The organism is Rouxiella chamberiensis, assembly GCF_026967475.1.
In the GTDB taxonomy this organism is placed as follows: Bacteria; Pseudomonadota; Gammaproteobacteria; order Enterobacterales; family Enterobacteriaceae; genus Rouxiella; species Rouxiella chamberiensis.
In genome coordinates, this window is the sequence record NZ_CP114058.1 from 3,823,076 (window position 1) to 3,848,570 (window position 25,495).

22 protein-coding genes and 7 pseudogenes are annotated in these 25,495 nt (G+C 55.0%); 10 read left to right on the forward strand and 19 right to left on the reverse strand.

Translation table 11 applies throughout. The features are described from left to right. Positions 1–22: 22 nt before the first annotated feature. Both O1V66_RS17770 and O1V66_RS17775 read left to right on the forward strand, forming a co-directional pair. Positions 23–1,173 (forward strand): annotated as a pseudogene (locus O1V66_RS17770) (mannitol-1-phosphate 5-dehydrogenase). A gap of 186 nt (positions 1,174–1,359) precedes the next feature. Continuing rightward, positions 1,360–1,908: an MltR family transcriptional regulator gene (locus O1V66_RS17775; protein ID WP_045048807.1), complete on the forward strand. Its 549-nt coding sequence runs from the start codon at positions 1,360–1,362 to the stop codon at positions 1,906–1,908. Here the strand turns inward: O1V66_RS17775 and O1V66_RS17780 are convergent. After that, positions 1,905–2,264 (reverse strand): hypothetical protein, encoded by a 360-nt coding sequence (locus tag O1V66_RS17780; RefSeq protein ID WP_241481429.1) that lies wholly within the window; start codon positions 2,262–2,264, stop codon positions 1,905–1,907. The genes O1V66_RS17775 and O1V66_RS17780 overlap by 4 nt on opposite strands. Before the next feature lie 165 nt (positions 2,265–2,429). Beyond that, complete coding sequence (locus O1V66_RS17785; RefSeq protein ID WP_045048805.1) at positions 2,430–3,041, reverse strand: LysE family translocator; 612 nt, start codon at positions 3,039–3,041, stop codon at positions 2,430–2,432. A gap of 159 nt (positions 3,042–3,200) precedes the next feature. Between O1V66_RS17785 and O1V66_RS17790 the strand changes: the two genes are divergently transcribed. Together O1V66_RS17790 and O1V66_RS17795 are read left to right on the forward strand one after the other, a co-directional pair. Continuing rightward, positions 3,201–4,697, forward strand: a complete 1,497-nt coding sequence (locus O1V66_RS17790; RefSeq protein WP_045048804.1) for an aminotransferase-like domain-containing protein — start codon at positions 3,201–3,203, stop codon at positions 4,695–4,697. Between the two features lie 103 nt (positions 4,698–4,800). Continuing rightward, a pseudogene (locus O1V66_RS17795) lies at positions 4,801–5,164 on the forward strand (YibL family ribosome-associated protein). Between the two features lie 125 nt (positions 5,165–5,289). Here O1V66_RS17795 and sodA read toward each other — a convergent pair. Both sodA and fdhD read right to left on the reverse strand, forming a co-directional pair. Beyond that, positions 5,290–5,906 (reverse strand): annotated as a pseudogene (gene sodA / locus O1V66_RS17800) (superoxide dismutase [Mn]). Positions 5,907–6,153: 247 nt separating this feature from the next. Next, complete coding sequence (fdhD, locus tag O1V66_RS17805) at positions 6,154–6,972, reverse strand: formate dehydrogenase accessory sulfurtransferase FdhD (protein WP_045048931.1); 819 nt, start codon at positions 6,970–6,972, stop codon at positions 6,154–6,156. Between the two features lie 189 nt (positions 6,973–7,161). Between fdhD and O1V66_RS17810 the strand changes: the two genes are divergently transcribed. Continuing rightward, positions 7,162–7,767 carry a glutathione S-transferase gene (locus O1V66_RS17810; RefSeq protein ID WP_045048801.1) on the forward strand — a complete coding sequence of 202 codons (606 nt, stop codon included), beginning with the start codon at positions 7,162–7,164 and terminating at the stop codon, positions 7,765–7,767. A gap of 9 nt (positions 7,768–7,776) precedes the next feature. Here the strand turns inward: O1V66_RS17810 and O1V66_RS17815 are convergent, their stop codons facing one another. Beyond that, positions 7,777–9,012: an MFS transporter gene (locus O1V66_RS17815; RefSeq protein ID WP_045048800.1), complete on the reverse strand. Its 1,236-nt coding sequence runs from the start codon at positions 9,010–9,012 to the stop codon at positions 7,777–7,779. A gap of 245 nt (positions 9,013–9,257) precedes the next feature. Between O1V66_RS17815 and O1V66_RS17820 the strand changes: the two are divergent. Then, positions 9,258–10,254 (forward strand): annotated as a pseudogene (locus O1V66_RS17820) (acyltransferase). Positions 10,255–10,268: 14 nt separating this feature from the next. On the opposite strand, the pseudogene O1V66_RS17825 reads toward O1V66_RS17820, so the two are convergent. The 5 genes and pseudogenes from O1V66_RS17825 to O1V66_RS17840 form a co-directional block, all read right to left on the reverse strand. Beyond that, positions 10,269–11,146, reverse strand: a pseudogene (locus O1V66_RS17825) (GlxA family transcriptional regulator). Beyond that, a pseudogene (locus O1V66_RS21940) lies at positions 11,130–11,189 on the reverse strand (hypothetical protein); the annotation flags it as partial. The pseudogenes O1V66_RS17825 and O1V66_RS21940, both read right to left, overlap by 17 nt. Before the next feature lie 18 nt (positions 11,190–11,207). Next, positions 11,208–11,771, reverse strand: coding sequence for a cysteine hydrolase family protein (locus tag O1V66_RS17830; protein ID WP_045048797.1), 564 nt, complete (start codon positions 11,769–11,771; stop codon positions 11,208–11,210). Between the two features lie 93 nt (positions 11,772–11,864). Then, positions 11,865–12,896 (reverse strand): L-idonate 5-dehydrogenase, encoded by a 1,032-nt coding sequence (gene idnD, locus O1V66_RS17835; protein ID WP_045048796.1) that lies wholly within the window; start codon positions 12,894–12,896, stop codon positions 11,865–11,867. Positions 12,897–13,044: 148 nt separating this feature from the next. Then, positions 13,045–14,263: pseudogene (locus O1V66_RS17840) on the reverse strand (benzoate/H(+) symporter BenE family transporter). Positions 14,264–14,437: 174 nt separating this feature from the next. Here O1V66_RS17840 and O1V66_RS17845 point away from each other — a divergent pair. Continuing rightward, positions 14,438–14,998, forward strand: coding sequence for a helix-turn-helix domain-containing protein (locus O1V66_RS17845; protein WP_045048794.1), 561 nt, complete (start codon positions 14,438–14,440; stop codon positions 14,996–14,998). Positions 14,999–15,067: 69 nt separating this feature from the next. Continuing rightward, on the forward strand, positions 15,068–15,520 hold the full coding sequence (locus O1V66_RS17850) for a GNAT family N-acetyltransferase (protein WP_045048793.1): 453 nt from the start codon (positions 15,068–15,070) through the stop codon (positions 15,518–15,520). Here the strand turns inward: O1V66_RS17850 and O1V66_RS17855 are convergent. From O1V66_RS17855 to bhsA, 3 genes are all read right to left on the reverse strand, one after another. Further along, the gene (locus tag O1V66_RS17855; RefSeq protein WP_045048792.1) at positions 15,517–16,062 is read right to left on the reverse strand and encodes a hypothetical protein; all 546 of its coding nucleotides are present in this window, start codon (positions 16,060–16,062) and stop codon (positions 15,517–15,519) included. The genes O1V66_RS17850 and O1V66_RS17855 overlap by 4 nt on opposite strands. A 218-nt stretch (positions 16,063–16,280) precedes the next feature. Next, positions 16,281–16,727, reverse strand: coding sequence for a GNAT family N-acetyltransferase (locus tag O1V66_RS17860; protein WP_045048791.1), 447 nt, complete (start codon positions 16,725–16,727; stop codon positions 16,281–16,283). Between the two features lie 170 nt (positions 16,728–16,897). Continuing rightward, positions 16,898–17,146, reverse strand: coding sequence for a multiple stress resistance protein BhsA (gene bhsA / locus O1V66_RS17865; protein ID WP_045048790.1), 249 nt, complete (start codon positions 17,144–17,146; stop codon positions 16,898–16,900). A gap of 403 nt (positions 17,147–17,549) precedes the next feature. Here bhsA and O1V66_RS17870 point away from each other — a divergent pair, with 403 nt between their 5' ends. Both O1V66_RS17870 and O1V66_RS17875 read left to right on the forward strand, forming a co-directional pair. Next, entirely contained in the window at positions 17,550–17,798 is a 249-nt protein-coding gene (locus O1V66_RS17870) for a GlsB/YeaQ/YmgE family stress response membrane protein (protein WP_045048789.1), read from the forward strand. Between the two features lie 280 nt (positions 17,799–18,078). Further along, entirely contained in the window at positions 18,079–19,095 is a 1,017-nt protein-coding gene (locus O1V66_RS17875; RefSeq protein WP_045048788.1) for a YwqJ-related putative deaminase, read from the forward strand. 47 nt (positions 19,096–19,142) lie between these two features. On the opposite strand, the gene urtE is transcribed toward O1V66_RS17875, so the two are convergent. From urtE to O1V66_RS17905, 6 genes are all read right to left on the reverse strand, one after another. Continuing rightward, entirely contained in the window at positions 19,143–19,841 is a 699-nt protein-coding gene (urtE, locus tag O1V66_RS17880; RefSeq protein ID WP_045048787.1) for an urea ABC transporter ATP-binding subunit UrtE, read from the reverse strand. Between the two features lie 23 nt (positions 19,842–19,864). Beyond that, positions 19,865–20,671 (reverse strand): urea ABC transporter ATP-binding protein UrtD, encoded by an 807-nt coding sequence (urtD, locus tag O1V66_RS17885; RefSeq protein ID WP_152623646.1) that lies wholly within the window; start codon positions 20,669–20,671, stop codon positions 19,865–19,867. Then, positions 20,668–21,744 carry an urea ABC transporter permease subunit UrtC gene (gene urtC, locus O1V66_RS17890; RefSeq protein WP_045048786.1) on the reverse strand — a complete coding sequence of 359 codons (1,077 nt, stop codon included), beginning with the start codon at positions 21,742–21,744 and terminating at the stop codon, positions 20,668–20,670. The genes urtD and urtC overlap by 4 nt, the downstream gene beginning before the upstream one ends. Further along, the gene (gene urtB, locus O1V66_RS17895) at positions 21,744–23,306 is read right to left on the reverse strand and encodes an urea ABC transporter permease subunit UrtB (protein WP_045048785.1); all 1,563 of its coding nucleotides are present in this window, start codon (positions 23,304–23,306) and stop codon (positions 21,744–21,746) included. Before urtB ends, urtC begins: the two co-directional genes overlap by 1 nt. A gap of 135 nt (positions 23,307–23,441) precedes the next feature. Continuing rightward, positions 23,442–24,713 carry an urea ABC transporter substrate-binding protein gene (gene urtA, locus O1V66_RS17900; RefSeq protein ID WP_045048784.1) on the reverse strand — a complete coding sequence of 424 codons (1,272 nt, stop codon included), beginning with the start codon at positions 24,711–24,713 and terminating at the stop codon, positions 23,442–23,444. A gap of 59 nt (positions 24,714–24,772) precedes the next feature. Then, positions 24,773–25,492 carry a GntR family transcriptional regulator gene (locus O1V66_RS17905; RefSeq protein ID WP_045048783.1) on the reverse strand — a complete coding sequence of 240 codons (720 nt, stop codon included), beginning with the start codon at positions 25,490–25,492 and terminating at the stop codon, positions 24,773–24,775. Positions 25,493–25,495: the final 3 nt, after the last annotated feature.

The following is a 25,495-nucleotide window of genomic DNA, read 5'->3' on the forward strand; positions in this document are numbered from 1 at the left end:
GTCACCATTTTAGGGAGTCATCATGAAAGCTTTACACTTTGGAGCCGGTAACATTGGCCGAGGTTTTATCGGCAAGCTGCTTGCCGATGCACAGGTCGAACTGACCTTCGCCGACGTCAGCCCGGTTCTGCTCGAGGCACTTAACAGCCGCAAAGGTTATGACGTTCACGTGGTGGGCGAAACCAGGCCACCGTCGAGCCGGTGAAGAATGTCAGCGCCGTCAACAGTGCGGGTCAGGACGCCATCAACCTTATCGCGCAGGTTGACCTGGTCACTACCGCCGTCGGCCCGACCATTCTGGAAAAAATCGCGCCGAACGTGGCGAAAGGTCTGGTCCTGCGCCATCAGCAGGGCAATGAAAGTCCCTTGAACATCATCGCCTGCGAAAACATGGTGCGCGGCACCAGCCAGTTCAAGCAGCACGTCTTCAATGCCCTGCCGGAAGAGGAAAAGGCCTGGGTAGAGGCCCACGTCGGTTTCGTTGATTCCGCGGTTGACCGCATCGTGCCGCCCGCTGCGGCAGGCACCACCGATCCGCTGGAAGTCACCGTTGAAACCTTCTCCGAATGGATTGTCGACCAGACGCAGTTCAAAGGCCCGTTGCCGGATATCAAAGGCATGGAACTCACCGATAACCTGATGGCCTTCGTCGAGCGCAAACTGTTTACGCTAAATACCGGCCATGCCATTACCGCCTATCTGGGTCAGCAGGCCGGTCATGCAACTATTCGTGATGCCATTCTCGACCCGGAGGTGCGCGAAGTGGTAAAGGGCGCGATGGAAGAGAGCGGCGCGGTGCTTATCAAACGTTACGGTTTCGATGCAGAGAAACACGCGGCCTATATTCAGAAAATCCTTTCCCGTTTCGAAAACCCGTATCTGCACGACGATGTCGAGCGCGTGGGGCGTCAACCGCTGCGTAAACTCAGCGCGGGCGACCGTCTCGTCAAGCCGCTGCTTGGCACCGAAGAGTATGCGCTGCCTCATGACAATCTGGTCACAGGCATTGCGGCCGCGATGCGTTATCGCAGCGAGCAGGACCCGCAGGCGCAGGAGCTGGTGGAATTGCTGAATACCCTTGGGCCGAAAGCCGCGCTGGCGCAGATTTCCGGTCTGCCCGCCGACGGAGAAGTGGTCGCGCAGGCGGTCGACGTCTACGAAAAAATGCACTGATAACATTCTGGATACCTCTCCACCGTCACTCGCGTTGCGGCAGGGCAGCCGCAACGCAGGGACCACGGATTATGCCAACACCAGGTGAATAAAACCCTGTCAGAGAGAGCAATCTTTCATGATAGAGCCTATCAGGGATGACGCCGTGGGCGTTGAAAGACTCACTTAACATCGTGAATAGCGACCATGGAAAAAGCACAGGCGTTCGAGAATCGGGTATTGGAAAAGCTGAATGCGGGTAAAACCGTGCGCAGCTTTCTGATAACGGCCGTCGAACTTTTGGCCGAAGCGCTGGATATTCTAGTGATTGAGGTCTTTCGTAAAGATGATTACGCGGTGAAATACGCCGTGGAGCCTCTGCTGACCGGTAACGGGCCGCTGGGGGATTTATCCGTTCGTTTAAAATTGATTTATGCGCTGGGCGTCATCAGCCGCAATGAATACGAAGACGCCGAGCTGCTGATGGCCCTGCGGGAGGAGTTGAACCACGATGCCAGCGAGTATCGCTTCACCGATGACGAAATCCTCGGGCCTTTCGGCGAACTGCACTGCGTGGCATTGCTGCCGCCTGCGCCCACTTTCCTGAAGCCGGGCGAGGCGGATGACGCAATGATTGCCATGCAGCGGCAGCGTTATCAGCAGATTGTCCGTTCCACCATGGTGCTTTCCGTCACCGGGCTGATTGCCCACATCAGCAATCAGCAACCTTCCCGCCTTTCGCCGGTAAAACGTTAAGCCGCGCGCCAGATTTTACGCCAGCCCAGCAGACAGACCAGTGACACCGCCATCGTGGTGAAATAGATTTTCGACGCCGGGAAATTATCGACCTGCATGACCGCATCATCGAGAATGCCTTCCTTGAAACCGCGACTGTAAAGCGCCGTGAAAATAAACAGGAAAAGCGCATTAACAATCAGCGATAAAGCCTGAAAGGTGCTTTCTCTTTTATAGGTGAGCGTCTTGACTTTATCGAACAGGAAATAAGAGACCATAAAGTAAATCACATACTCTACCGCGAGTGTCACCGGTAAAATAATAAAGGCATGTAAATCGGCAATGGCTCCTCGGTGATCGCCCAAATATTGAGACACTAATAAATCCAGCGAGAAATAGCCGAATAAAGCGAATACAAACGAAAATCCTACAAGAAAATATGCCTTGATCATTTCCAGTCTCTAAAATTTAGCAACATATTCGCGGGCCATGTCCGACCCCGAATAAAAGGGGTTTTAAAGTACTAAAAATCGAGGGGGCATTCAATGAACAGCGACGCTTTTTAGCTCGTCGATGATAAGCCACAGTGCGGTTATCGCCATTAACGCGGCCATCACCGTATTAAACGCCTTTAGCTTCCACTCTACCTGCAGCGCCTTGCGCAATCTGTCGCCCATCATCACCCAGACCAGAACACACGGGAAATTCAACACGGCAAAACCGAGACAGTTCGCCAACGTGTGGTGCAGCATATTGCCTTCCGGCGGCGTAAACAGAATGGCGACGTTGGTTGCCATCAGCCAGGCTTTGGGATTGACCGCCTGAAACAGGGCACCGTTAATCATCCGCATGGGTTGTTGCTCGGCGCGGTTTTGCGGCGTTGAAGAGCGAAATATTTTCCACGACAGCCACAGCAGATAACTACAGCCCATGATGGCCATCGGCAGGCGAATGACCGTCATCCAGCTCAGCAACACCGCCAGCAGCGAGGTGGTCAGCGCGCATTGCAGCGCACAGCCCAGCGTGATGCCGAGCGTCATCGGCAGCGTTCTGCGCAGCCCGAAATTCACGCCCGACGAGGCCAGCAACAGATTGTTGGGGCCAGGCGTTATCGACATTACGGTCACGTAACTTACAAAAGCGGTATCCAGCATCGGGTCTTCCTTATGGCTATGCACACGGCGGCGGCAGTTATTGTGTGAGTAGCATAAGACGATTGGAGGTATGGTTACAGAACCAGATCTAGGCTATTGTTAGGGTTACAGTCGCATAAATTTTGAACTGTAACCCCCTATTTTACCGGAATTGACACCATGACCGATGTTCTGACGCATGTCGTTGACCCTGCGCCCGCCGAGGCGAGTGAAACGCGCTACCACCAGCTGGCGGACCAGCTCGCCGCCGCCATCAGCCTTGGCACATTGCTGCCGGGCAGCCGATTACCGTCCGTCAGGCGCTGCGCCGAAATGCATCAGGTCAGCATCAACACGGTGGTGGCGGCTTATCGGCGACTTGAGGATCGCGGGTTGATTGAAGCAAGGCCGCAGTCCGGATTCTATGTCAGCAACGCGCTGCCCGTACTCGAAAGCCGTGTCGAGGTGCACTCTACCGCCGCCGAACCCGCCGATGAAGTGCTGGCGCTTATCGATACTGTTTTTGCCGCGCAGATTAATCCCGAGTACACCAACATCTCGCTGGCGTGCCCGCAAGCCAATGATTTTTATCCCGGCAGTAAGCTCGGCCGCATTATGTCATCGCTCCTGCGCCATCAGCCGCAGCTGATTGGTCGATACGCGCTGCCGCCCGGCAACCTGCATTTGCGCCAGCAGATAGCGCGCCGCAGCATGACGTTGGGCATGATGCTGGAACCTGCCGATATCACGCTGACCCACGGATGTATGGAGGCGCTTCAGCTTGCCCTGCGCGTAACGACGCAACCCGGTGACAGCGTGGGGCTTGAAACGCCGACCTATTTTTATCTGCTGCCGCTGCTTGCGAGCCTCGGATTGAAGGCCATTGAAATCCCGACCGACCCAAAGGAGGGGCTTTCACTCGATGCGCTGGAGCTGATGCTTAACGAAAAGCGCCTAAATGCGGTGATTGCGATGCCAACGGCGCAGAATCCTATGGGATTTACGATGCCGCTCGCGGCCAAGAAAAGGTTGGCGAGGCTGATGAACGATCATCAGGTGCCGCTGATTGAAGACGGACTGTATGCTGAAATTCAGTTTGGTGCGACGCTTTCGCCGGCGGTAAAAGCGTTCGACAAAAACGGATGGGTGCTGTTTTGCACAAGCTTTACCAAGACGCTGGCGCCCGATTTTCGCATTGGCTGGATTGCCGGAGGTCGTTTTGCCGAAAAGCTGCGCCGCTTGAAAGCGGTGTCGTCGATGGCCGAATCTTCACTGTTGTCCGAAACGCTGGCGGTGTTTCTCGAGTCGGGCGGTTTTGACCATCATCTGCGCGTATTAAGACGCCGCTATGCGGCGCAGGTCGATGAGGCGAAATCGCTGATTATGCGCTATTTTCCGCAGGGGACACGGGCGACGCAACCGCAGGGCGGTTTCGTATTCTGGGTGGATTTTCCGCCGGGTGTCGATACGGTCAAGCTTTTCGAACAGCTGTTGCAGGAAAAAATCAGCATGACGCCCGGCACACTCTATTCGCCGAGTGGCCGCTACCGCAACGCGCTGCGGCTTTCCTGCTGTTATCCGTTCAATGCGCGCTATACCGAGGCGCTGGCACGAGTAGGGCGCAGGGCCTGCGAGATGAGCGGATTACCGCCCGGCATCGTGCAGGCTGCCGAATAGACGACTTCCTGTTACACTATACCTGTTACACTACAGGTTGAATTCCATCTTCGCTATCCTGCCCCGCAATCTCGCGGCGCCTGATGGCATACGGGTTATCGAAATGATCGAGAAAGAAAAAGCAGAAATCAAGCGCCTGAGCGACATGCTGGACGCCCTGAACCACAAAGATGCTACCGTTATTCAGCAAGGCGTGTCCGAGCTGATTGACCAGCATATGAAAGAAAAAGAGAAACTGGCGGCCGAAATCGAGCGCCTGCGCGGTGTGCGTGAAGTGAAGCTGAGCGCGGAAGCTCAAAAGCTGGCGAAACTGCCTTACAGCCGTGAAATCACCAAGAAAGAGCAGGCAGATATGGGAACGCTGAAGAAAGCCGGTTCGCGGTATCATCGTCGTGCACCCAATGACTGCGCTTGGCCGTGAAATGGGTCTGAAAGCGGTCACCGGCTATGCGAAAAAGGCGTTCTAAAAAATTTTTTAGCACCTTTTCTGCCCTATAAAAAAACCGACGAAGCAAGCTCCGTCGGTTTTTTGCGTTCAGAGTCAGGCCGAAACCTGACCACGAGCGGCTTGCGCCTGATAAAACCGGGCGTCTTAGGCTTTTGCGAAGTTCTCTGCCGCCACGTCCCAGTTTACAACGTCCCAGAAGGCTTTGATGTAATCAGGGCGTTTGTTCTGATATTTCAGGTAGTAAGCGTGTTCCCACACGTCCAGACCCACGATTGGGGTACCAGATGCGCCAGAAATCGCTTCGCCTAGCAGCGGGCTGTCCTGGTTAGCGGTAGACACAACGGCCAGCTTGCCGTCTTTCTTGACCAGCCACGCCCAGCCTGAACCGAAACGCGTTGCAGCAGCTTTCTCGAAGGTTTCCTTGAAAGCATCAACGCTTCCGAAGTCACGTTCGATAGCGGCTTTCAGATCGCCCTGAAGGGTGGTGCCTTTTTCAGACCTTTCCAGAAGAAGCTGTGGTTGGCGTGACCGCCTGCGTTGTTACGCAGTACAGTTTTCTTGTCGGCAGGCACTTTATCGAAGTTGACCAGCAGCTCTTCAACAGGCAGCGCAGCCAGTTCCGGCAGGCTTTCCAGCGCCGCATTGGCGTTGTTGACATAAGTCTGGTGATGTTTGGTGTGATGGATTTCCATCGTTTCTTTGTCGAAATGCGGCTCAAGAGCGTCGTAGGCGTAAGGCAGGGATGGTAGTGAATAACTCATGTTCATCAGCTCCATTTTAGTTGGGCGGTGCAGATTAGGGTGAGCACCGCGTAATCAGTCGGATCATTATAGTTAATAAATTGATATTGAAAATGATTATCTATGCGCTGCACTTTGTGTGGGTATTCGCCAGGCCGCGTAATCCGTGGCTTAGAGCGACAAGGACTAACCAATGGCAAAATCCGTCTAACCGGCTTTCGGCGCATTTTAGGAATCGCCCTGTAAAAGGCGTTGGCGAAAAAGGCCGCTAGTCGATTAATCGCTGCGGATGCGTATAGAGGGTGGCGCGACCCGGCTTGCTGAAACCGACCAGCGTCAGGTTGCAGCGCTCGGCGACATCCACCGCAAGCGAGGTCGCCGCAGACACGGCAAACAGGATTTCGATGCCGCACATGGCCGTTTTCTGCACCATTTCATAGCTCGCCCGGCTCGACACCAGCGCCGCGCCTGCCTGCCAGCCTGCTTGCCGGGCTTTGATCCCGAGCATTTTATCCAGCGCGACATGACGCCCGACATCTTCGCAACCGCCCAGCAACTGACCTTTCGGATCAATCCAGGCGGCGGCGTGTGTACATCCGGTTTCCTGGCCAATCGGCTGCACGGAGGTCAACTGGCGCAGCGCATTATCCAGATTGGAAAGTGAAAACGTCTGGGTAAAAGGCAGCGGTGCCAGAGGACGAAACAGGTCGCCCAGCTGTTCGATTCCGCAGACGCCGCAACCGGTACGGCCCGCCATCGCGCGGCGTCGTTCTTTTAATCCAGCGAAACGACGGCTCGATAGCTCGATATTAACCTCTATACCGTTACAGTTGGGTGTCACCTCCAGCCCAAAAATATCCCTCACCGATTCGATAATGCCTTCGGACAAGGAAAACCCCACGGCAAACGCCTCGAGGTCTTTCGGCGAGGCCATCATCACCACGTGCGAAATACCGTTGTAAACCAGCGCGACGGGGACTTCTTCCGCCACCCAGTCCGGCTGGCTGACGGCCAGATTTCGGCGCTGCACGACGAGACGCTGCTCGAGACCAGGCTGTTTTTGCTGCTCGTCAGAGGCGGGATTCAGAGGAGTATTCAAGGCGATTTCCGTTTGGCAATTAAATCGGGACACACTGGGAACCAGGGTAGACCTAACCCCGCCGAAATTGAATCTCAATCTGTGCCAAAGGCTGGTAAAAAGCGGCCCGAGTGCTAGTTTTATAGAGGGTAAACGGCTATTTCTCGGTTTTCTCCGGACTTTGATAAGGAGGGTTTAATGAAGTTAATCGGAAGCTATACCAGTCCTTATGTGCGAAAAATTTCGGTGATGCTGATTGAAAAGGGCATCCCGTTCGAGTTCGTCAATGATCCTCCTTCGGCGGAAGGCAGCAAGGTCACGGATTTTAATCCGCTCGGCAAGGTGCCGGCGCTGGTGACCGATGAAGGCGAAGTTTTCTATGATTCGCCCATCATCGTGCAATATCTCGAACTGCTTGGCACATCACCTACCTTTTTGCCGTGGGAACCGCTGGACGCGCTGCGGGTCAAGCAGGTGGAAGCGCTGGCTGACGGCGTCACCGATGCAGCCGTGGCGCTGGTGCTGGAAAATCGCCGCGAGGCGGCGCAAAGAAATGAAGAGTGGATTATCAATCAGCGTGGCAAAGTGCTGCGCGGGCTGGACAAGCTGGAGCATTATGCCAAAGAGCGGCAGTGGCTGAACGGCGAGGGACTCAACGTGGCCGATATCAGCGTAGCCTGCACGCTCGGTTATCTTAATTTTCGTCGTATCGCGCCGGGCTGGTGCGTGGAGCGCCCGACGCTTATCAAACTGGTCGAGCGGCTTTTTCAGCGCGAAAGTTTTGCCCGCACCACGCCTCCGTGAATCTGCGTTTTACACCACCGCGCCATCAATCATCGGCTTTCGCTGGCGGATAAACACCGCGACCAGCGAAAGCCACAGCAGTCCACTGACCAGATTAAAGCCGTTGAACAGGGCGCTGCCGCCGCTCAGGTAGGCAACTTTCGCCAACTCGATACCCAGCGTAAACACCAGCATGCTTATCATGCCCATTGCCGCAGACACCGTACCTTTACTCATCTCGCTCGAAAACAGCGTGAGGCGATACAGACCGGCATTGGCGACCCCGATGCCGAACGCATAGAGGCTGAGTCCGGCGGTCATCCACAAATAGGCGTGACCCGCCAGAAGCGTGGCGAGGGCGGCGATAAACAGGCCCGCGACCATAGGTACCGCGCCCAGCTTGATCAACTGCTCGACACTGCGTTTGCCCGTCAGTTTGGCGAGCGTAAGGTTGCCGACAATCAGTGCGCCAAAGACCGGGACCTGCAACAGCCCGTACTCCAGCGCCGACAGGCCTTCGCCGCGGATAAGAATGACCGGCGACTGCGCAATCCATGCCAGCAGCGGCAAGCTGGCAAAACCGATAGCCAGAGAGCCGCACAGAAACGGACGATTTTTCAAGACGATTTTATAGTCGACCAGCAGCCCTTTTACCGACAAAGGCTCGCCGATGCGCGAGGCCGTTTCGGGCATGGCCTTATGCAAGCCCCAGAACGCAATGCTCGCCAGCACGGCGAAAATCACGAACATCAACTGCCACGGCGCATATTCAATCATCGCTGCGCCCGCCAGGGGGCCGAGCAGCGGCGCGGCCAGTGCCACATTTGCCATCAGCGCCGTAATGCGAATGCACACCGACTCTTCAAAGGATTCCTGTATCGTGGCGTAGCCGACCGCGCCGATAAAGCACAGGCTAATCCCCTGGAAGAAGCGAATAACCATAAACTGTTCTATGGTTTGGGCAAATAAAATCGCCAGACAACTGATGACAAAGAAGCCGACCCCCGCGAGCATGACGGGACGACGCCCGCGACGGTCCGACAACGGGCCGAGCAGCCATTGCAGGAACATGCCGCCCGCGAGATAGGCAGTCATGGAGGTAGGAACCCAGTCTTCACTGGCGTTGAAATTGGCGACTACCGCCAGCATGCCCGGTTGAATCATATCGTTGGCGATATAGGTCGCAAATTCAAACAGCACCAGACACAGAGGGAACAACAGGGCCCGCCGACTCAGGAGCGACGCAGTATTCGGGGAGTTAAGCATAATCACTTCACAAAAAAGAGCTAATTAACTGATAATTAGTAGGAAAATAGGGACTGCTCGGACAGGACGGACTAGCGGAGTCAGTAATGGCAGATATTTTGCCGATAATTTGAGCAAATGGCAACGATCTTTCTGCCGCTGAGCACATAATGAGAGTAACAGTTTACCCTCTTAGCCCGTAAATAGTCGATTAAACTGCCGGAACCAGGTAATAAGTTTAAAAATAGTTAAGGATTAAGCCCGAAATGAGCCAAAAAATAGGCTGGATAGATAATCTGCGCGGTATCGCCTGCATGATGGTCGTCCTGATCCATGCCACCAGTTTTCACGTGGTAAATTTCAGCGCAATCGATAACGTTTCGTGGTGGCTGGCAAATCTGCTCGATTCCGCTTCACGTGCATCCGTACCGGTGTTTTTCATGATTTCCGGCTTTCTGTTCTGGGGCGAAAAAAGCGCCCGTCCACGCCATTTGCTGCGCATCGGGCTGTGCCTGTTATTTTATAGCGCCGTCTCGCTAACCTATATCATTTTGATGACAAAAATAGGTTTTTGGCCTTCACTGCGACAGATTCTTCATAAGCCGGTGTTTTATCATCTTTGGTTCTTCTACGCGATTGGGCTGATTTATCTGCTTTCGCCCTTTATTCATGTCAAACCCGTATCGGGAAAGATGCTGTTCGCCGTTGCCGCCGTGCTGGGCGTGCTGGCCAATCCTCAGCTTCCTGCCGTCAGTTGGCACAAAATCAGCCTGCTGCCTGTGAATCTGTATATCAGCGGCGATGCCTTTTATTATGTGCTGTATGCGCTGATGGGGCGCGCGCTGGGCTGCATGGCTCTCGAGAAACAATGGCAGGGTAGAGTGGCAGGGTTGGTGTTTGTCGCCAGTAACGCTGTTAATTGCCGTTGGCACGCAGCGGCAATCGCTGAGTAATCAAAACTTTGCCGAGACGTTTTATACCTATTGCAGTCCGCTGGTGTTTATTTCGGCCCTGTCGCTGTTTATCTGGGCAAAACAGCATCTGGCGAAACGCAGTCTGCGGGGATTGGCGCTGATATCGCGGCATTCACTGGCGATTTATGGCCTGCATGCGCTGATCATTATCGGGATACGCGGTCGGCATCTTGATTTTCCTGCCTACCCGCTGCTCAACATCGCTTTCCTGTTTGTCTGCGGGTTGGGCGGCGGCTTGCTGCTGGCAGTGCTTATCGGCAAAATCGACCGGCGGCATTGGGTCAGTTAATAGATGAAGCGCGGTTATTCCTGCCAGCGCAGTTGCGCCCGTCGAAGTTGGCGGCCAGAGGAAAATCCGGCGGCCAACGCGGCTTTCTCCACGCCAAGTCCTTGCTGCATTCGCTGGCGAGCCACCGCGATGCGCAGTTGCTCGTGATAATCGCGCACGCTGATGCCGAGATATTGCCGAAACAGTCGCGTCAGATGGCGGCTGCTGATATGCGCCTTTGCGGCAACGTCTTCGACCTGCCAGGCGGTTTCGGGATCGGCGGAAATAACATTCTGCGCCCGATGGACCGCCGGATGCAGGTGATTTCGATGTTGCAGCCACGGCGAAAGCTGCGGGTCTTCGCCGCCGCGACGGAAATAGACCACCATTTCGCGGGCGACATCCAGCGCTGCCTGTGGGCCGAGATGTTGCGCAACAAGGTACAGCGCCAAATCAATACCCGCCGTAATGCCGGCGCTGGTCAGCACGTGGCGGTCTTCGACAAAGATGCGATTGTCCTTGACCAGTGCCGCGGGCACACGTTCGCGCAGTCGCGGGATAACCTCGTGATGCGAGGTGCACTGGTAACCGTCGAGCAGACCCGCCATGCCCGCCAGCAGACTGCCGGAACAGATACAGACCAGCTGCAACCTCCCTGTTCGATACGGCCTTTTAAGGTTGTTAACCAGTCGCGGGCAAGCCTTGCGGGTTCGGTATCAAACTGGGTTTCGGAGTTATCGACGCCCGGCACGACGACGATGCTGTGAGCGGGTAAAGTCGAAGGCAGAGGCTGAAGACGGCTGACCACCAGACCGGTTGTCAGCTCGACCTCATTCAGCGGACTGATATAATGTGTCCTGAACTGCCCGCTGAGGCGCAAGGTTTCGGCCGGACCGGTCAGGTCCAGCGCCAACGCGCCCGGCAGAGTGACAAAATATACATCGCGCTGCATAAATATCCTTACCTGTCTGATTCTAGAGGTGATTACGGGCGCGGTAGTCCAGTTCTTCCAGCGCGCCGTCGACGTCGGTAACGTTGGCAAAGCGGTCCGCCAGCACCAATTCGGTATGACGTTTAATCTCGTCGCTGCCAAAGGTTTTGCCCGAGGCATGGGTCATCGGGAACGTCATCGTGGCTTCCGTCACGAACGTCACCTCGAAGCCGAGATCGGACGCCACGCGCGTCGTGGTTTCGCAGCATTGCTCCGTACGCAGCCCACTGATAATCAAGTGCTTGATGTTCTGCTCCTGCAACCAGAGGTCCAGACCCGACTCGGTCAGGGCATTATGCACGTGTTTATAAAAACGTGCCTGCGGCTCGTGATGCAGAAAGGACATAGGCGTTACCAGTCCGGATTCGCGGGAAAAAACGCCCTGACTGACATGGAAGATATCGACCAGTGGAACGCCACGGCTCTGGCAGCCGTCGATCAGTCGCGAAATGGCCTGCTTGAAGGCAGGAAAATCGTCCTCCTGCCAAAACGGTCTTTGCTCGAATGAACGCTGTACGTCGATTATCAATAGTGCGCTGGTAGTCATATTCGGCCCTCCTCTCTTTTAGATAACGCTATATTGCGCGCACCTTGAGCCGGGAAGAAGGCCAAAAACGGACATGATGGTGACGGCGGGGGACTAAAACACCAGCTGGACTTTCGAGGCTTTGGTTTTATCGGCGGCGAAGTTCAGCGCCTCTGTCAACGCATCCTGCGGATACTCCGCAGAAAGCAGCGGCATAGGGTCGATAATCTTGTCCGCCAACCATTCCACGGCCGTTACGAACTCTTCGGTGAAGCGGAAGCTGCCGACCCATTTAATCTCTTTGGCAATCAGCATCATCATCGGGAAGTCAGGAATGGCGCCGCCCATGCCAACCTGTACCAGCGTGCCTTTGGCGCGCGTGACTTCAAGGCAGCGACGAATCGAAGAAGGGTGGCCGGAGGCGTCGAATGAAACATCAAAGTAGCCTTTCTGCTCGAGATAGGGCGCGAAATCACCCGTGGCGGCATGCAGCGTTTTGGTTGCGCCCATCGCCTCGGCAATCTCCAGACAGCGCTCGCTCAGGTCGGTGCAGACCACTTCCGCAGCGCCTTTGGCTTTGGCGGCGGCGGCGATCAGGCTGCCGATGGGACCCACACCGGAGACAAACACGGTTTTGCCCTGCACATCGCCTGCCTGATTGACGGCATGAATCGCCACGGCCAGCGGTTCGGCAAACACCATCAGGCTGTCGCTTACGCCATTATCAAAGGGGATGCACTGTTCGCTGTCGACAATTTTAAATTGGGTAAATGCGCCGTTGATATGCGGGAAATACATGGCGCTGCCGAAGAATTTCATGGTGGTGCACTGATTTTCTTCACCGGCCAGACAATATTTGCAGCTTTTACACGGTTTACTCGGGTTCAGCGCGACCTTCTGGCCGGGTTTCAGTGCAGCATTGTCGGATTGTTCGACGACGCCGACGACCTCGTGACCCAGCACCATAGCTTCGCGGACTTTGAAATCTCCGACTGCGCCATGTTCGTAATAGTGCAGGTCAGAGCCGCAGATCCCGCCGCGGGTGACTTTCACCAAGGTGCCTTCGCCCTGATAATCCAGTTGCTGGTCTACCACAGCCACGTCTTTTTTCCCGGTCACTACGCAAGATTTTGTCTCGATTTTCATGTCATTTGCTCTTTGAATGGCGATTTATACACTCAGTTAAAAGGCTTTGTCCTCTTCAAAATGTGATCGCCATCACTAAACGACGTGTTACCGAATCCTGTTACCCATAACATGAAGGGCCTCAACCTTTTGAGACCCCGGTCGAAGTTTAAGGCTGAGGATGACTGATTTTTTCCTGATTTTTTTGTGAGGATTTGGGCGTAAAGCTGAGGATAAGATGAGTTATTACGCCGCCTACCAGTCCCCAGAAAGCAGAGCCGACGCCAAACAGCTGAATGCCGGAGGCGGTAATCAAAAAGGTGACTATCGCGGCATCGCGTTGGCTTTCTTCCGTCAGCGCACGATAAAGACTGCCCGAAATGGTGCCAAGCAGTGCCAGACCCGCAATGGTATGGATAAGCGGCGCAGGCAGGGCGGTGAAAAGGGTGCCGATAGAACCGCCGAGTACGCCGGCCAGTAAATAGAAGATGCCTGCCGCGACGGCTGCGGTATAGCGTTTGGCAGGATCGGGATGCACCTCCTTACCCATGCAAATGGCCGCCGTGATCGCCGCAATGCCGATGGAATAGACGCCAAACGGGGCTAAAAGCACTGTCACCAGTGCCGTCACCGCTATCAGAGGGGAAACCGGAACCTTGTATCCCGAGGCGTGCAGCGTGGCGATGCCCGGCGCATTTTGCGAAGCCATGGTCACGATAAAGAACCGGTAATCCGATGCCAATCAGGGTCGACCACGAGAAATGCGGCGCAATCAGCAGCGGCGCGGCAACGTGCAGGCTCTGACCGTGGAAGGCGATATTTCCCTGCATCGCCGCCACCGCCAATCCGATAGCCAAAGACAGGATCACCGCATAGCGGGCCAGAAAACGTTTTGCCAGCAGATAAACCAGACACATGCTTCCCGCCAGGGCCAGATTGCTTTGCAGCGAGGCGAAGGCATCCAGCCCGAAGCGCAGCAAAATTCCGCCCAGCATCGCCGCAGACAGTGCCTGCGGTATGTAGCGCATCATTTTGGCAAACAAACCGGTAATGCCGGCCAGAAAAATCAGCGCGTTGGCGAAAATAAATACGCCAATGGCGTCATTGATGGCGATACCCGGCATGCTGGTGACCAGCAGTGCCGCGCCCGGCGTCGACCAGGCGGTCAGGATAGGCGTGCGGTAATAAAGAGACAGGCCCATAGTGGTAATGCCCATGCCGAAACCGAGCAGGGTAAACCAGCTGCCAATCTGCTCCAGACTCGCGCCTGCCGACTGATAGGCCTGAAACACGATGGCCGCCGCGCTGGTGTAACCGACGAGTACGGCCACGAATCCGGCGCTTATGGCGGAAAATGACCAATCCTGCCTGCTTGATTTTGAAAACATCGACTCCTGCCCCTTTTTCCCCGCCTGCCAATGCGGAATCGTATTCTGATACGGATGAACGTACGTTATAGCGTACAACATCAAACGAGAGTATCATCGTGCGTTATAACGTACAATCATTACCTCCGCCCCGAAACACGGCATAATTCAGCAAAACCCGGTAAGGAAAACACCATGCAGGAGTTAACGCGACACATTGGTCATCAGCTTAAAACCTTGCGGGCCAGGCGCGGCTGGAGTCTGACTCAGGCCGCGCATGAAACGGGCGTCAGCAAAGCGATGCTCGGGCAAATCGAACGCGGGGAATCCAGTCCGACGGTGGCGACCCTCTGGAAAATCGCCAGCGGATTTCAGGCCTCGTTTACCCAGTTCCTGCAGCCGCCCGAGGTGGGGGCGACGGGGCAGACCGCCAGTCCTGCCTCGGCCTTCGACAACAGGCATTCGGGAATGAGCGTCGTGTCGTTTTTCCCCTATGATCCCGAATTGAGAATGGACATGTTTGTGGTTGAACTAGAGCGCGAAGGCTACAGCGAGTCTTCACCTCATGCGGTCGGCGTCATCGAGCATGTCATTGTTATCGAAGGAGAACTTGAGCTTACGGTAGATGGCGTACACCATCGGCTCTCTGCGGGTGAAGGTCTACGATTCGAGGCCGACTGCCCCCACGCCTATCGCAACGCCCACGGCGAACCGGTAAGATTTCACGATATCATTCATTATCCCGCTCCTGTCTAAAAGGGGTTGACGAATTATTGCTCTCTGTATGAAGGTAGACTGACTTTTATCGACATTTAAGGTGCACCGATGTCAGAGCAAGGCAAACCGGTTATTCGTCCGCTGACTTTTGCCGATCAGGCACAGTGGGAAGGGCTGTGGAAAGAGTACCTGGATTTTTATCAGACCACGTTGAATGACGCGATAGTCAAAACCACCTTTCAGCGTCTGGCCTCGGAAGAGTATGCCGCGATGTTTGGCTATGTGGCGGAGCAGGACGGCAAGTTGGTGGGCATCGTGAACTGTATCAATCACGACCATGGCTGGCGGCTCGAGCAGGTGGTTTATCTTCAGGATCTCTACGTTTCTTCGCAGGCGCGAAAGACGGGCGTAGGTCAGGCGCTTATCGAGGCGGTTTATCGCTATGCCGATGAAACGGGCAAAGGCAATGTCTACTGGATGACCCAGGAGAGTAACCAGACGGCGAGAAAGCTCTACGACAGAGTGGGCGTTCACACCGATTTTATCAAGTATCAGCGTTAATCGGCCGTCGCCGTTTTAATGGGAGAAATATAACAGGTGCTGAGTTCACTCACCTGATCTTCCTGCTGACTGATTTCATAGCCCTTTTCGTTAAGGATAACCGCGCTGTAAGGCACGCTGCTTATCTGTTTCACTACCGATTCCTGATAGCTTTTCAAGATGTTGGCCTTGGCCGCCGCCTGATTGGGCTGGTCGAGACCGGTAACCTGAATGAAGGTATCCCTGAACTCGTTGGAGAAAGACTCATTATTGAGCCGACTGACGATGAGTGCATGAATATTCACGGTAATCTCGTTGCCGAGCAGGTAAATCAACACGGTTTGGTACACCAGTTCATCTTTGGATTTCTGCACCAGAAAGCCGTTTTCGATAACCTTCATGGCTTGTTCGTTCGGATACAGAATATCGCTCAGGCAAAGTGTCCGATCGCCAATCTGCATGCGATTGAATTTTTCCTTGATGGCATGTGCCGTGGCGGCAGAGGCGCTGGCGGTAAACAGCAGGGCAAGCAGCACCCATAATGTCGAAACACATCTCTTCATCGATCCTCCTGACGGGGAATACTCATGAACGCAGAGTTATTGATTAAAGAGTACGCCATGTTTCGACATTCAGGGCAGGGAATGCACAATCATTCTTTATCGGGAGAGTAAAACGCATTTACTCCTCAAGACAGGGTATCGCGATGCGCCTGACGACAGGCTGCCCACGATGACGGCCCTGAGGGGAAAGTGCCCGAATCGAATGGGCACCTTATTGATTAACCGAGTCTTTTGCTGAGATAGAAACGCTGGTGGGTCGACTCGACTTCGGGCAGTCCACGAATATCGTCGATAAACTCTTCGAGGGTCATTTTGCACTCATACCCCAGACGCTCGTAAAACGGGCGCGCCTGAAAACTGAAAGTATCAACCAGCGCATAGCGGCATCCGCGGGCGATGGCCTCTTCTTCAGCCTGCCGAATCAACTGCGTGCCGCAGTCCTGACCGCGTAAAGATTCATCGACCCACAAGTATTTGATCATCAGATAATTGCCGACCGTTTCGCCAATCAGTCCTCCGCTTTTTTTACCGTTTTCATCTTCGATAAATACGCCCAGTTCCTTGAACGAATTCTGCGGAATAAAGTGTTTATTGTAGCCGCGCAGGCCATCTTTTACGGTTTCGATATCGTCGTGGGTTGGTGTTGCGGTAATACGGGTTTTCATCGTCCTTCCCTTGTGAACAGAGTAAAAATTCAGCGTGTGCCGAGGGGCGTGATGCTAACAAGGATATGACGAGCGTGAAAGGGGAGGTCACAGAAAAGCAGAAGGCCTGCGAGATAGGGTCGGAGATCTCGCAGGCCTTCTTAAAGCGCATAAAACAGGGTGTTCGGGACTTATTTGTACAGCACCGCGCTTGCGCTCATGCGGTTGTTACCGGTCACCGAGGTGATGCGGTAAGAAGAGGCACCGGCCTGTTTTGCCTGAGCGGCGACGTCGCTTTCAAGTGCATCAAGGTTGGTTGCGCCATGCGCGGTCACCACGCCAATTTTCTGTGCGCCGTCTTCAATCGGGCTTGCGGCCAGTGAAGCAAAAGAAGCCAGAGAAAGGGTCGCTGCTACTGCAAAATATTTGATGCTTTTCATGATGTCGTTCCTAAAGGTTTGAGTGAGTTTGAAAGGGGTTTGCCTTTCGATGAGAGAATAATAGGCCGATCGAAGAAGGATTAAAAACGGATTGATTTGAGGAAGTCATTCAAATTTATTGTGCAATATTTACGCGCTTTTACCTTACCGACCACAAATATTTACTCGACTGGAGGGCGCTATACATTGAACGCAAAAATCGCCTGAAAAATGTGCTTGTGGCTGATTTTGAGCGAGTTTCCATATCTCTGCTAAACTTGAACGCGAGTAACAGAAAAAAGTCTGGGGCGCTGCGTACGGACTGTTATGTAGAAAGGGAATGTAGGAAGGGAATTTTCTACTTTGGTCTGGCCGCTTGGCTGGACAACATTCACGGTAACACCAATGAATTAGGAGACGTCAAATGGGTATTTTATCCTGGATTATTTTTGGTCTGATTGCAGGTATTCTGGCTAAGTGGATCATGCCGGGTAAAGACGGTGGTGGCTTTATCCTGACCGTTATTCTAGGGGTGATTGGTGCCGTTGTCGGCGGTTACATCAGTACCTTCTTCGGCTTTGGTCGTGTAGACGGTTTCAACTTCGGCAGCTTCGTTGTCGCGGTTATCGGTGCCATTGTGGTGCTGTTTATCTACCGCAAAGTCCGTTCGTAGTAACGACAGGCTCGTCTCGAGCGAGCAAGCATGACAAAAAGCCGCGCAATGTCGCGGCTTTTTTGCGTTCTGGTAGCGTAAAAAAGAGCAGAGGTCGCCTTGTTTTAGGGTGGAACATGCCCGCGTAGATATCACTCCGGTCAATGTGTTTAATGAGAGTATTCGACCCTTAAACCCTTGATGCGGGTGATACGATGCCAAACAAATATGACCCTATTGTTAATTCCTCTCCCCGCCCACACGTCAAACGACCCCCGTTTCCTTCAGGAAATTCCCGCCGTTGAAACGGGTCGGTTCTTCGGAGCTGGATGCAAAAAGTTCGCCTGAACCCGGTGCCAACAGCAATACAGACAGTCTGACGTCCGCGCTGGTTGATCATTACAGCAGCAAAACCTCAGATGCAGCATCAGGAAGAGGATTGCTGGGCGCAGGGGAAAACGCCAACCCAAAATCAGGGGCTTCGCTGGAGTGGCTGGAGCTTGCCATTCATCACAATACAAAAAATCTGATTGATATCATTCACAAGCTGAATCCGCCGATACAGAACTTTTATCAAACCTTTAAAACCTCCACACAGGGTATTCTGGCCGAAGCCGAGAATAACGAGACGGCTCTAAAAGGGTTGAAAAACGAGAAAATGAGAGCAAAAGCGGCGCAGAATATGCGTTTCACCAGCAGAAAATTGAAAAATTATGCAGCGCATGCGGGTGCCGTTGTTGACGATGAGGGCGAGAGTTCCGCCGGCAAAGAGGGGTTCGTCAATCTGCCCGGAAGTCTGACCGTCAAAGGATTATTTTCGGGGGTGAAACTGGTCAGTGAAGCCATAAAGGATGATTTGGCCGAGTATTCTCCGGAAAAACTCGGCAAGGCCAAGCGCTGGAATCCACAAATGAGCCTGGGGTATTACAAGGTGACGGACATGGAGAAGTTTATCGAAGGGATTAAAACGGCTTATCTCCAGACGGAAACCCAGATTGGCCTGCACCCCTATATTGAGAAAAGGATCCGGCAATACGTTAAAAACATGAATTTTATCCTGCCAAAAATGGCCGGGATTGCAGGCCTGCATGCCGAAGTTCAGGCGCTGAATTATATTGTTTCCCAGCCTTATGACGAAAACGCGACCCTGTCTGGAAGGGTGGCGAAGACCTATATCTATACCCAACGTCTGGTCGGCAAGATAAAGGGCGACTTCGAAGCCTGCAACAACTGTTCGGGGATCTTGAATGGGCTGGAAAATATCATGACCGGCAGAGTGGATGACCATGTCATGCTCAATCGTCGCAAATCGTTTTGACGACCCTTCGCTACCATGCCACGGAACGCCGTGGCATCAACCCGTGTTTAAATCGCGACTAACCCGCGTACCCCTTCCACTTCCATCTCGCTGCCGGGACCGCGCTTGATAATATTGCCGCGCGACATGACCAGATAGCTGTCTGCCAGTTCTGCCGCGAAATCATAAAATTGCTCAACCAGCAAAATAGCCATATCTCCGCGTGACGCAAGCTGGCGGATAACCGCGCCTATTTCCTTGATGACCGACGGCTGAATCCCCTCTGTCGGCTCGTCGAGAATCAACAGGCTGGGTTTGCAGGCCAGCGCGCGACCAATCGCCAACTGCTGTTGCTGACCGCCCGACAGGTCGCCACCCCGGCGATGTTTCATCTCCAGCAAAACCGGAAACAGGTGATAGATTTCATCCGGCACCGTTTTCGACGAACTACCCGAAAAGCGCGACAAGCCCATCAGCAGATTTTCTTCCACCGTGAGACGCGGAAAAATTTCGCGACCCTGCGGGACATAGGCAATGCCGGACTGCACCCGCTGATGCGGTTTTCGTCCGTTAATCACGGCGCCGTTCCAGCTGATAGTGCCGGATTTGGCAGGGATAAGTCCCATCAGGCATTTCAGCAGGGTGGTTTTGCCGACGCCGTTGCGCCCCAGCAGGCAGGTTACTTCGCCGATCTTTGCCTCGAAAGACAGCCCGCGCAGGATGTGACTGCCGCCGTAATACTGGTTCAACTCGTTAACCTGCAACATAATTTCTCTCCTTGCGACGCGGCCTAGCGGCCCAGATAGACTTCGATAACCTGCTCGTTGGCCTGCACGTCGCGCAGCGATCCTTCGGCCAGAACCTGTCCCTGATGCAGCACCGTTACATGGTCGGCGATGGTTTCCACAAAGCCCATATCATGCTCCACCACCATCAGGGAATGCTTGCCGGCCAGCGATTTAAACAACTCGGCGGTGTACTCGGTTTCCGCATCGGTCATGCCCGCGGCGGGTTCGTCGAGCAGCAGCAGATGCGGTTCCTGCACCAGCAACATGCCGATTTCGAGAAACTGTTTCTGGCCGTGCGACAACATGCCCGCCATGCGATGACGTTCGCCCTGAAGACGAAGCGTCACCAGCATCTCGTCGATGCGGTCGCGCTGTTCGCTGTTCAGTTTGGCGCGCAGGCAGGCCCAGACCGATTTACGGGTTTTCTGCGCAATCTCGAGATTTTCAAACACCGTCAGCGCTTCAAAAACCGTGGGTTTCTGGAACTTGCGACCAATACCCGACTGCGCAATGCGCACGGGATCCAGCCGCGTCAGGTCGATATTCTGGTCGTAGATAACCTGCCCCGACTTTGGCCGGGTTTTGCCGGTGATCACGTCCATCAAGGTCGTTTTCCCCGCGCCATTAGGCCCGATTACGCAGCGCAACTCGCCGACGCCGATGCGCAGCGAAAGGTCGGTCAGCGCCTTGAAGCCGTCAAAACTGACATTGATTTTCTCCAGGGCAAGAATCGGGTCGGTCTGTTCGCGATGCTTGTCCGCCGGAAGCGGCTGAGTAAAGAGATCGCCCGTCGTGGTCATTGAATTCATTGCGATTTCCTCTTGCGCAGCAGGCCAATCACGCCATCGGGCAGGAACAGGGTGACGACGATAAACATGCCGCCGAGAATAAACTGCCAGTATTCGGGAATGGCGACGGTAAACCAGCTTTTCGCGCCGTTCACGATACCTGCGCCAAGGATGGGACCAATCAAGGTGCCGCGTCCGCCAAGCGCGACCCAGATGGCGGCCTCGATGGAGTTGGTCGGCGACATCTCGCTCGGATTGATAATGCCGACCTGCGGCACATACAGCGCGCCCGCCAGTCCACAGATCATGGCGGAAATCGTCCACACAAACAGCTTGAAGCCCTTGGGATCGTAACCGCAAAATATCAGCCGGTTTTCGGCGTCGCGAACCGCCGTCAAGACGCGACCATATTTGCTGCGCGCCAGCGCAAAGCCCAGCGCCAGACTCGCCACCAGCAACAGCACGGTGGTGATAAACAGCCCGACGCGCGTCGAGGTTGCCGTCACCTGAAAGCCGAGCAGGGTCGTAAAGCCGGTAAAGCCATTGTTGCCGCCAAAGCCGGTTTCATTGCGGAAAAACAGCAACATACCGGCGTAGGTCAGCGCCTGGGTCATAATGGAAAAATAGACCCCTTTAATTTTGGAACGGAACGCGAAATAACCGAAGACAAAGGCCAGCACGCCGGGCACCAGGATGATCAGGCACAGCGCCCAGGCAAAGTGCTGGGTTCCGGCCCAGAACCACGGCAGTTCATTCCACGAAAGAAACGACATAAAGTCCGGCAAACCACTGCCCGCCGCCTGTCTCATCAGGTACATGCCCATTGCGTATCCGCCCAGCGCGAAAAACAGGCCGTGGCCGAGCGACAGCAAACCGGCATAACCCCAGACAAGATCCAGTGCGATCGCGACGATCGCATAACAGAGGATTTTGCCGACCAGTGTCAGCGTGTAGGTGGAAATCGCCAGCGGACTGGTCTGCGGCAGCAGCGCCAGAAACGGCATCACCAGCAGAATAATCAGGATCAGTGCGCCCAGACTTATCGCTACACGCGGCGCTTTTTGCACGCCCGTAATCGTTAAAGGTTGCGTCATCAATCAATCACCCTGCCTTTGAAGGCGAAGAGTCCCTGCGGACGTTTCTGAATAAACAGGATGATCAGCGCCAGTATCAGGATTTTGCCCAAGACAGCGCCGATTTCCGGCTCGAGGATTTTATTGACGATGCCGAGGCCGAAGGCGGCCACCACCGTTCCGGCGAGCTGGCCTACACCGCCCAGCACCACGACGAGGAAGGAGTCGATGATATAGCCCTGACCCAGTTCCGGTCCGACATTGCTGAGTTGCGACAGCGCGACGCCGCCCAGCCCGGCAATGCCCGAGCCGAGGCCGAACGCCAGCATGTCGACGCGCCCAGTCGGCACACCGCAGCAGGCGGCCATCGCACGGTTTTGCGTGACGGCGCGAACGTTCATTCCGAGGCGGGTTTTGTTCAAAAGCAGCCAGGTCAGCGCCAGCACCAGCAAGACAAAGATGATGACCGCGATGCGATTGTACGGCAGCACCAGATTGGGCAGCAGTTGCACGCCTCCCGACAGCCAGTTCGGATTGGCGACCTCGACGTTCTGCGCGCCGAAAATTACCCTCACGCCCTGAATCAGAATCAGACTGATTCCCCAGGTGGCGAGCAGCGTTTCCAGCGGACGCCCATAAAGATGGCGAATCACCGAGCGCTCCAGCAGCATGCCGATACCGGCGGTAATAAAGAACGCCACCGGCAGCGCAACCAGCGGATAGAGCGCCAGCATGCCGGGCGCATAATGCTGGAACAGCGATTGCACCATATAGGTCGAATAGGAGCCGAGCATCAGCATCTCGCCGTGGGCCATATTAATGACGCCGAGCAGGCCATAGGTGATGGCAAGACCCAGCGCCGCCAGCAGCAGAATCGAGCCGAGCGACAGGCCGGTAAAGGCCTGACCCAGCAGGTCACCTATCATCAGCCGATGTTGCACGGCTTTCAGGCTGACGAGCGCGGCGGCGCGGACGTGGGGGTCCGCCTCGACTTTCGGGTCGGTCAAGGGCTGCAAATGCCCCTGCGTGTCCGGATCCGCCGATTCGCCGAGCAGTTCGACGGCGCGCAACCGCACCTGGGGATTCGGGTCGCTAAGCTGTAAATTGGCCAGCGCGATGCTCAAGGCAGCATGAACCACGTCATCCTGCTCCTGCGCCAGTCGGCGGGTCAGCAGCGGTAACTGGTCGGCCTGCGCCTCGCGTTGCAGGGATTTTGCAGCCTGCAGGCGAACGGCGCTGTCCTGGCTCACCAGTCGGTGCGCCGACAGAGCGTTGGCAATCAGATTCCGCAGCCGGTTGTTCAACCAGACTTTTTGGGTTTCACCCTGGGGCGTTGCGGTGCCTTCCAGCGGCGTCAGGGTTTCACCCTGTTTGATAAAGGCGTGATGTGCCTCGTCAATGACGACATTTTCCTGCTTTAGTGCCTCCAGCAGCGGCAGGCGCTCGGGCTGGGGATCGGTCGCCCACTGCTGAAGCAGCATCGCCTGACCGGAACGACTGGCTCCCGCAAAATCATCGGCAGGCCCGGCGTTGGCCCACAGCGGCAGGCAGCAAAGCAGGAAAGTGAGGGTCTGCCAGCTCATCGGCCGAGCTTTTCGCAAACCGGAGAAGCGCAAGAATTTCATCATAGTCATCATCGCTTTTAGTTTTCCGATACGCCGACGCTTTGCCTCGTTTAGGGAAATCTTCACGAAACAAAGCGTCAGGTTAACTGCGTTTTACTGCTGCGTGGTCTTCACCGGAGACTCCGACTTCTTGTCGTTGCCTGCGATATACGGGCTCCACGGCTGGGCGCGCACCGGTTTATCGGTCTGCCATACCACGTTGAACTGCCCGTTGGACTGGATTTCGCCGATCATGACCGGTTTATGCAGGTGATGGTTGGTGGCATCCATGGTCAGTGTGTAGCCGTCCGGTGCCTTGAAGGTCTGACCCGCCATCGCCGCGCGGACTTTGTCGACATCGGTCGTGCCCGCTTTTTCAACGGCCTGCGCCCACATATGAATGCCGACATAGGTCGCTTCCATCGGGTCGTTGGTCACGGCAGAGTTGGCGTTCGGCAGATTGTGCGCCTTGGCATAGGCTTTCCACTGGGCGACAAAGGCCTTGTTGGTTGGATTATCCAGCGACTGGAAATAGTTCCAGGCCGCAAGATCGCCGACCAGCGGCTTGGTGTCGATACCGCGCAACTCTTCTTCGCCGACCGAGAATGCCACCACCGGCACATCGGTCGCTTTCACGCCCTGATTCGCCAGCTCTTTATAGAAGGGCACGTTGGAGTCGCCGTTGATGGTGGAAATCACAGCCGTTTTACCGCCTGCCGAGAATTTCTTGATGTTCGAAACGATGGTCTGGTAATCGCTGTAGCCAAACGGGGTATAAACCTCTTCGATATCCTTGTCCTGAACGCCCTTGGAGTGCAGGAAGGCGCGCAGGATCTTGTTGGTGGTGCGCGGATACACGTAATCGGTGCCCAGCAGGAAGAAGCGTTTGGCGCTGCCGCCGTCTTCGCTCATCAGATATTCCACGGCCGGAATCGCCTGCTGGTTGGGTGCAGCGCCGGTGTAGAACACGTTGGGCGACATCTCTTCGCCTTCATACTGCACCGGATAGAACAGCAGGCCGTTTAGCTCCTCGAACACCGGCAGCACGGATTTGCGCGATACCGACGTCCAGCAGCCAAACACTACCGCCACTTTATCCTGCGTAAGCAACTGACGGGCTTTCTCGGCAAACAGCGGCCAGTTTGATGCCGGATCGACCACCACCGGCTCGAGTTTCTTGCCGAGCACGCCGCCGTGGGCGTTGATTTCATCGATGGTCATCTGCGCCACATCTTTTAATGGCGTTTCGGAAATGGCCATGGTGCCCGAAAGCGAGTGCATGATGCCGACCTTGATGGTATCGGCAGCCTGTGCGGCAAAGGCCAGACCCATGCTGACGACGGATGCCGAAAGTGCGAAAGCTTTAATAAAGTTGCGACGTTTCATACGATCTCCTGTTCGAGGTTAAGGCGTTATTGGCTGTGTATAAAATTCGACTGAAAAAATCACGATGACGGGGAATCCGTCTCGTTTTCCGGCCTCGCCTGATGCAGCATATGCAGCGTTATCTTGCGCACTTCGGCCTTGCTGACGGCAATGTGGTCCTGTAGTTGGCGTTGTGCCTCCCCGGTCTGACGTTGCATGATGGCGAGCAAAATACTCGCGTGTTCGTTATAGGTTGCGTTTACGCGCGCATCCTGCGTGAAGTCCAGACGCCGGATGATGCGAATTTTTTCGGTCAGATCGCGGTGTATTTTCGCCATCTCGCCGTTACCCGCCGCCGCAACCAGCGTCATGTGAAACTCTTCGTCGAAGTGGGCCACGTCCTGCCCGTCTTCCCGTCTCGGCGCGTCTATCCAGAAGCGTTTCAATGCATCGAGCGGCTCGGGCATGGCTGTCAGAGCGCAGAGGCGTTTGACCGCCTCCAGCTCAAGAACAATGCGCAGGTCGTACAACTGCTCGAAATACTCGAAATCAAAAGGCCGAACCTGCCAGCCGCTGCGGAAAAACACCTCCACATAGCCTTCGCGCTCCAGCCAGAACAGCGCCTGTCGCACCGGCGTGCGGCTGACTTCCATACGATCGGCGATTTCGTTTTCGCTGAATCGGTCGCCGGGCAGCAGGCGAAAACTGAAAATATCGTCCTTGAGCTGGAGATAAATCCGTTCCGCCAACCCTTCGGGGCGAGTCTTGCTGCGTCCGTTACGTGCGCCAGTTAACTGCATGAT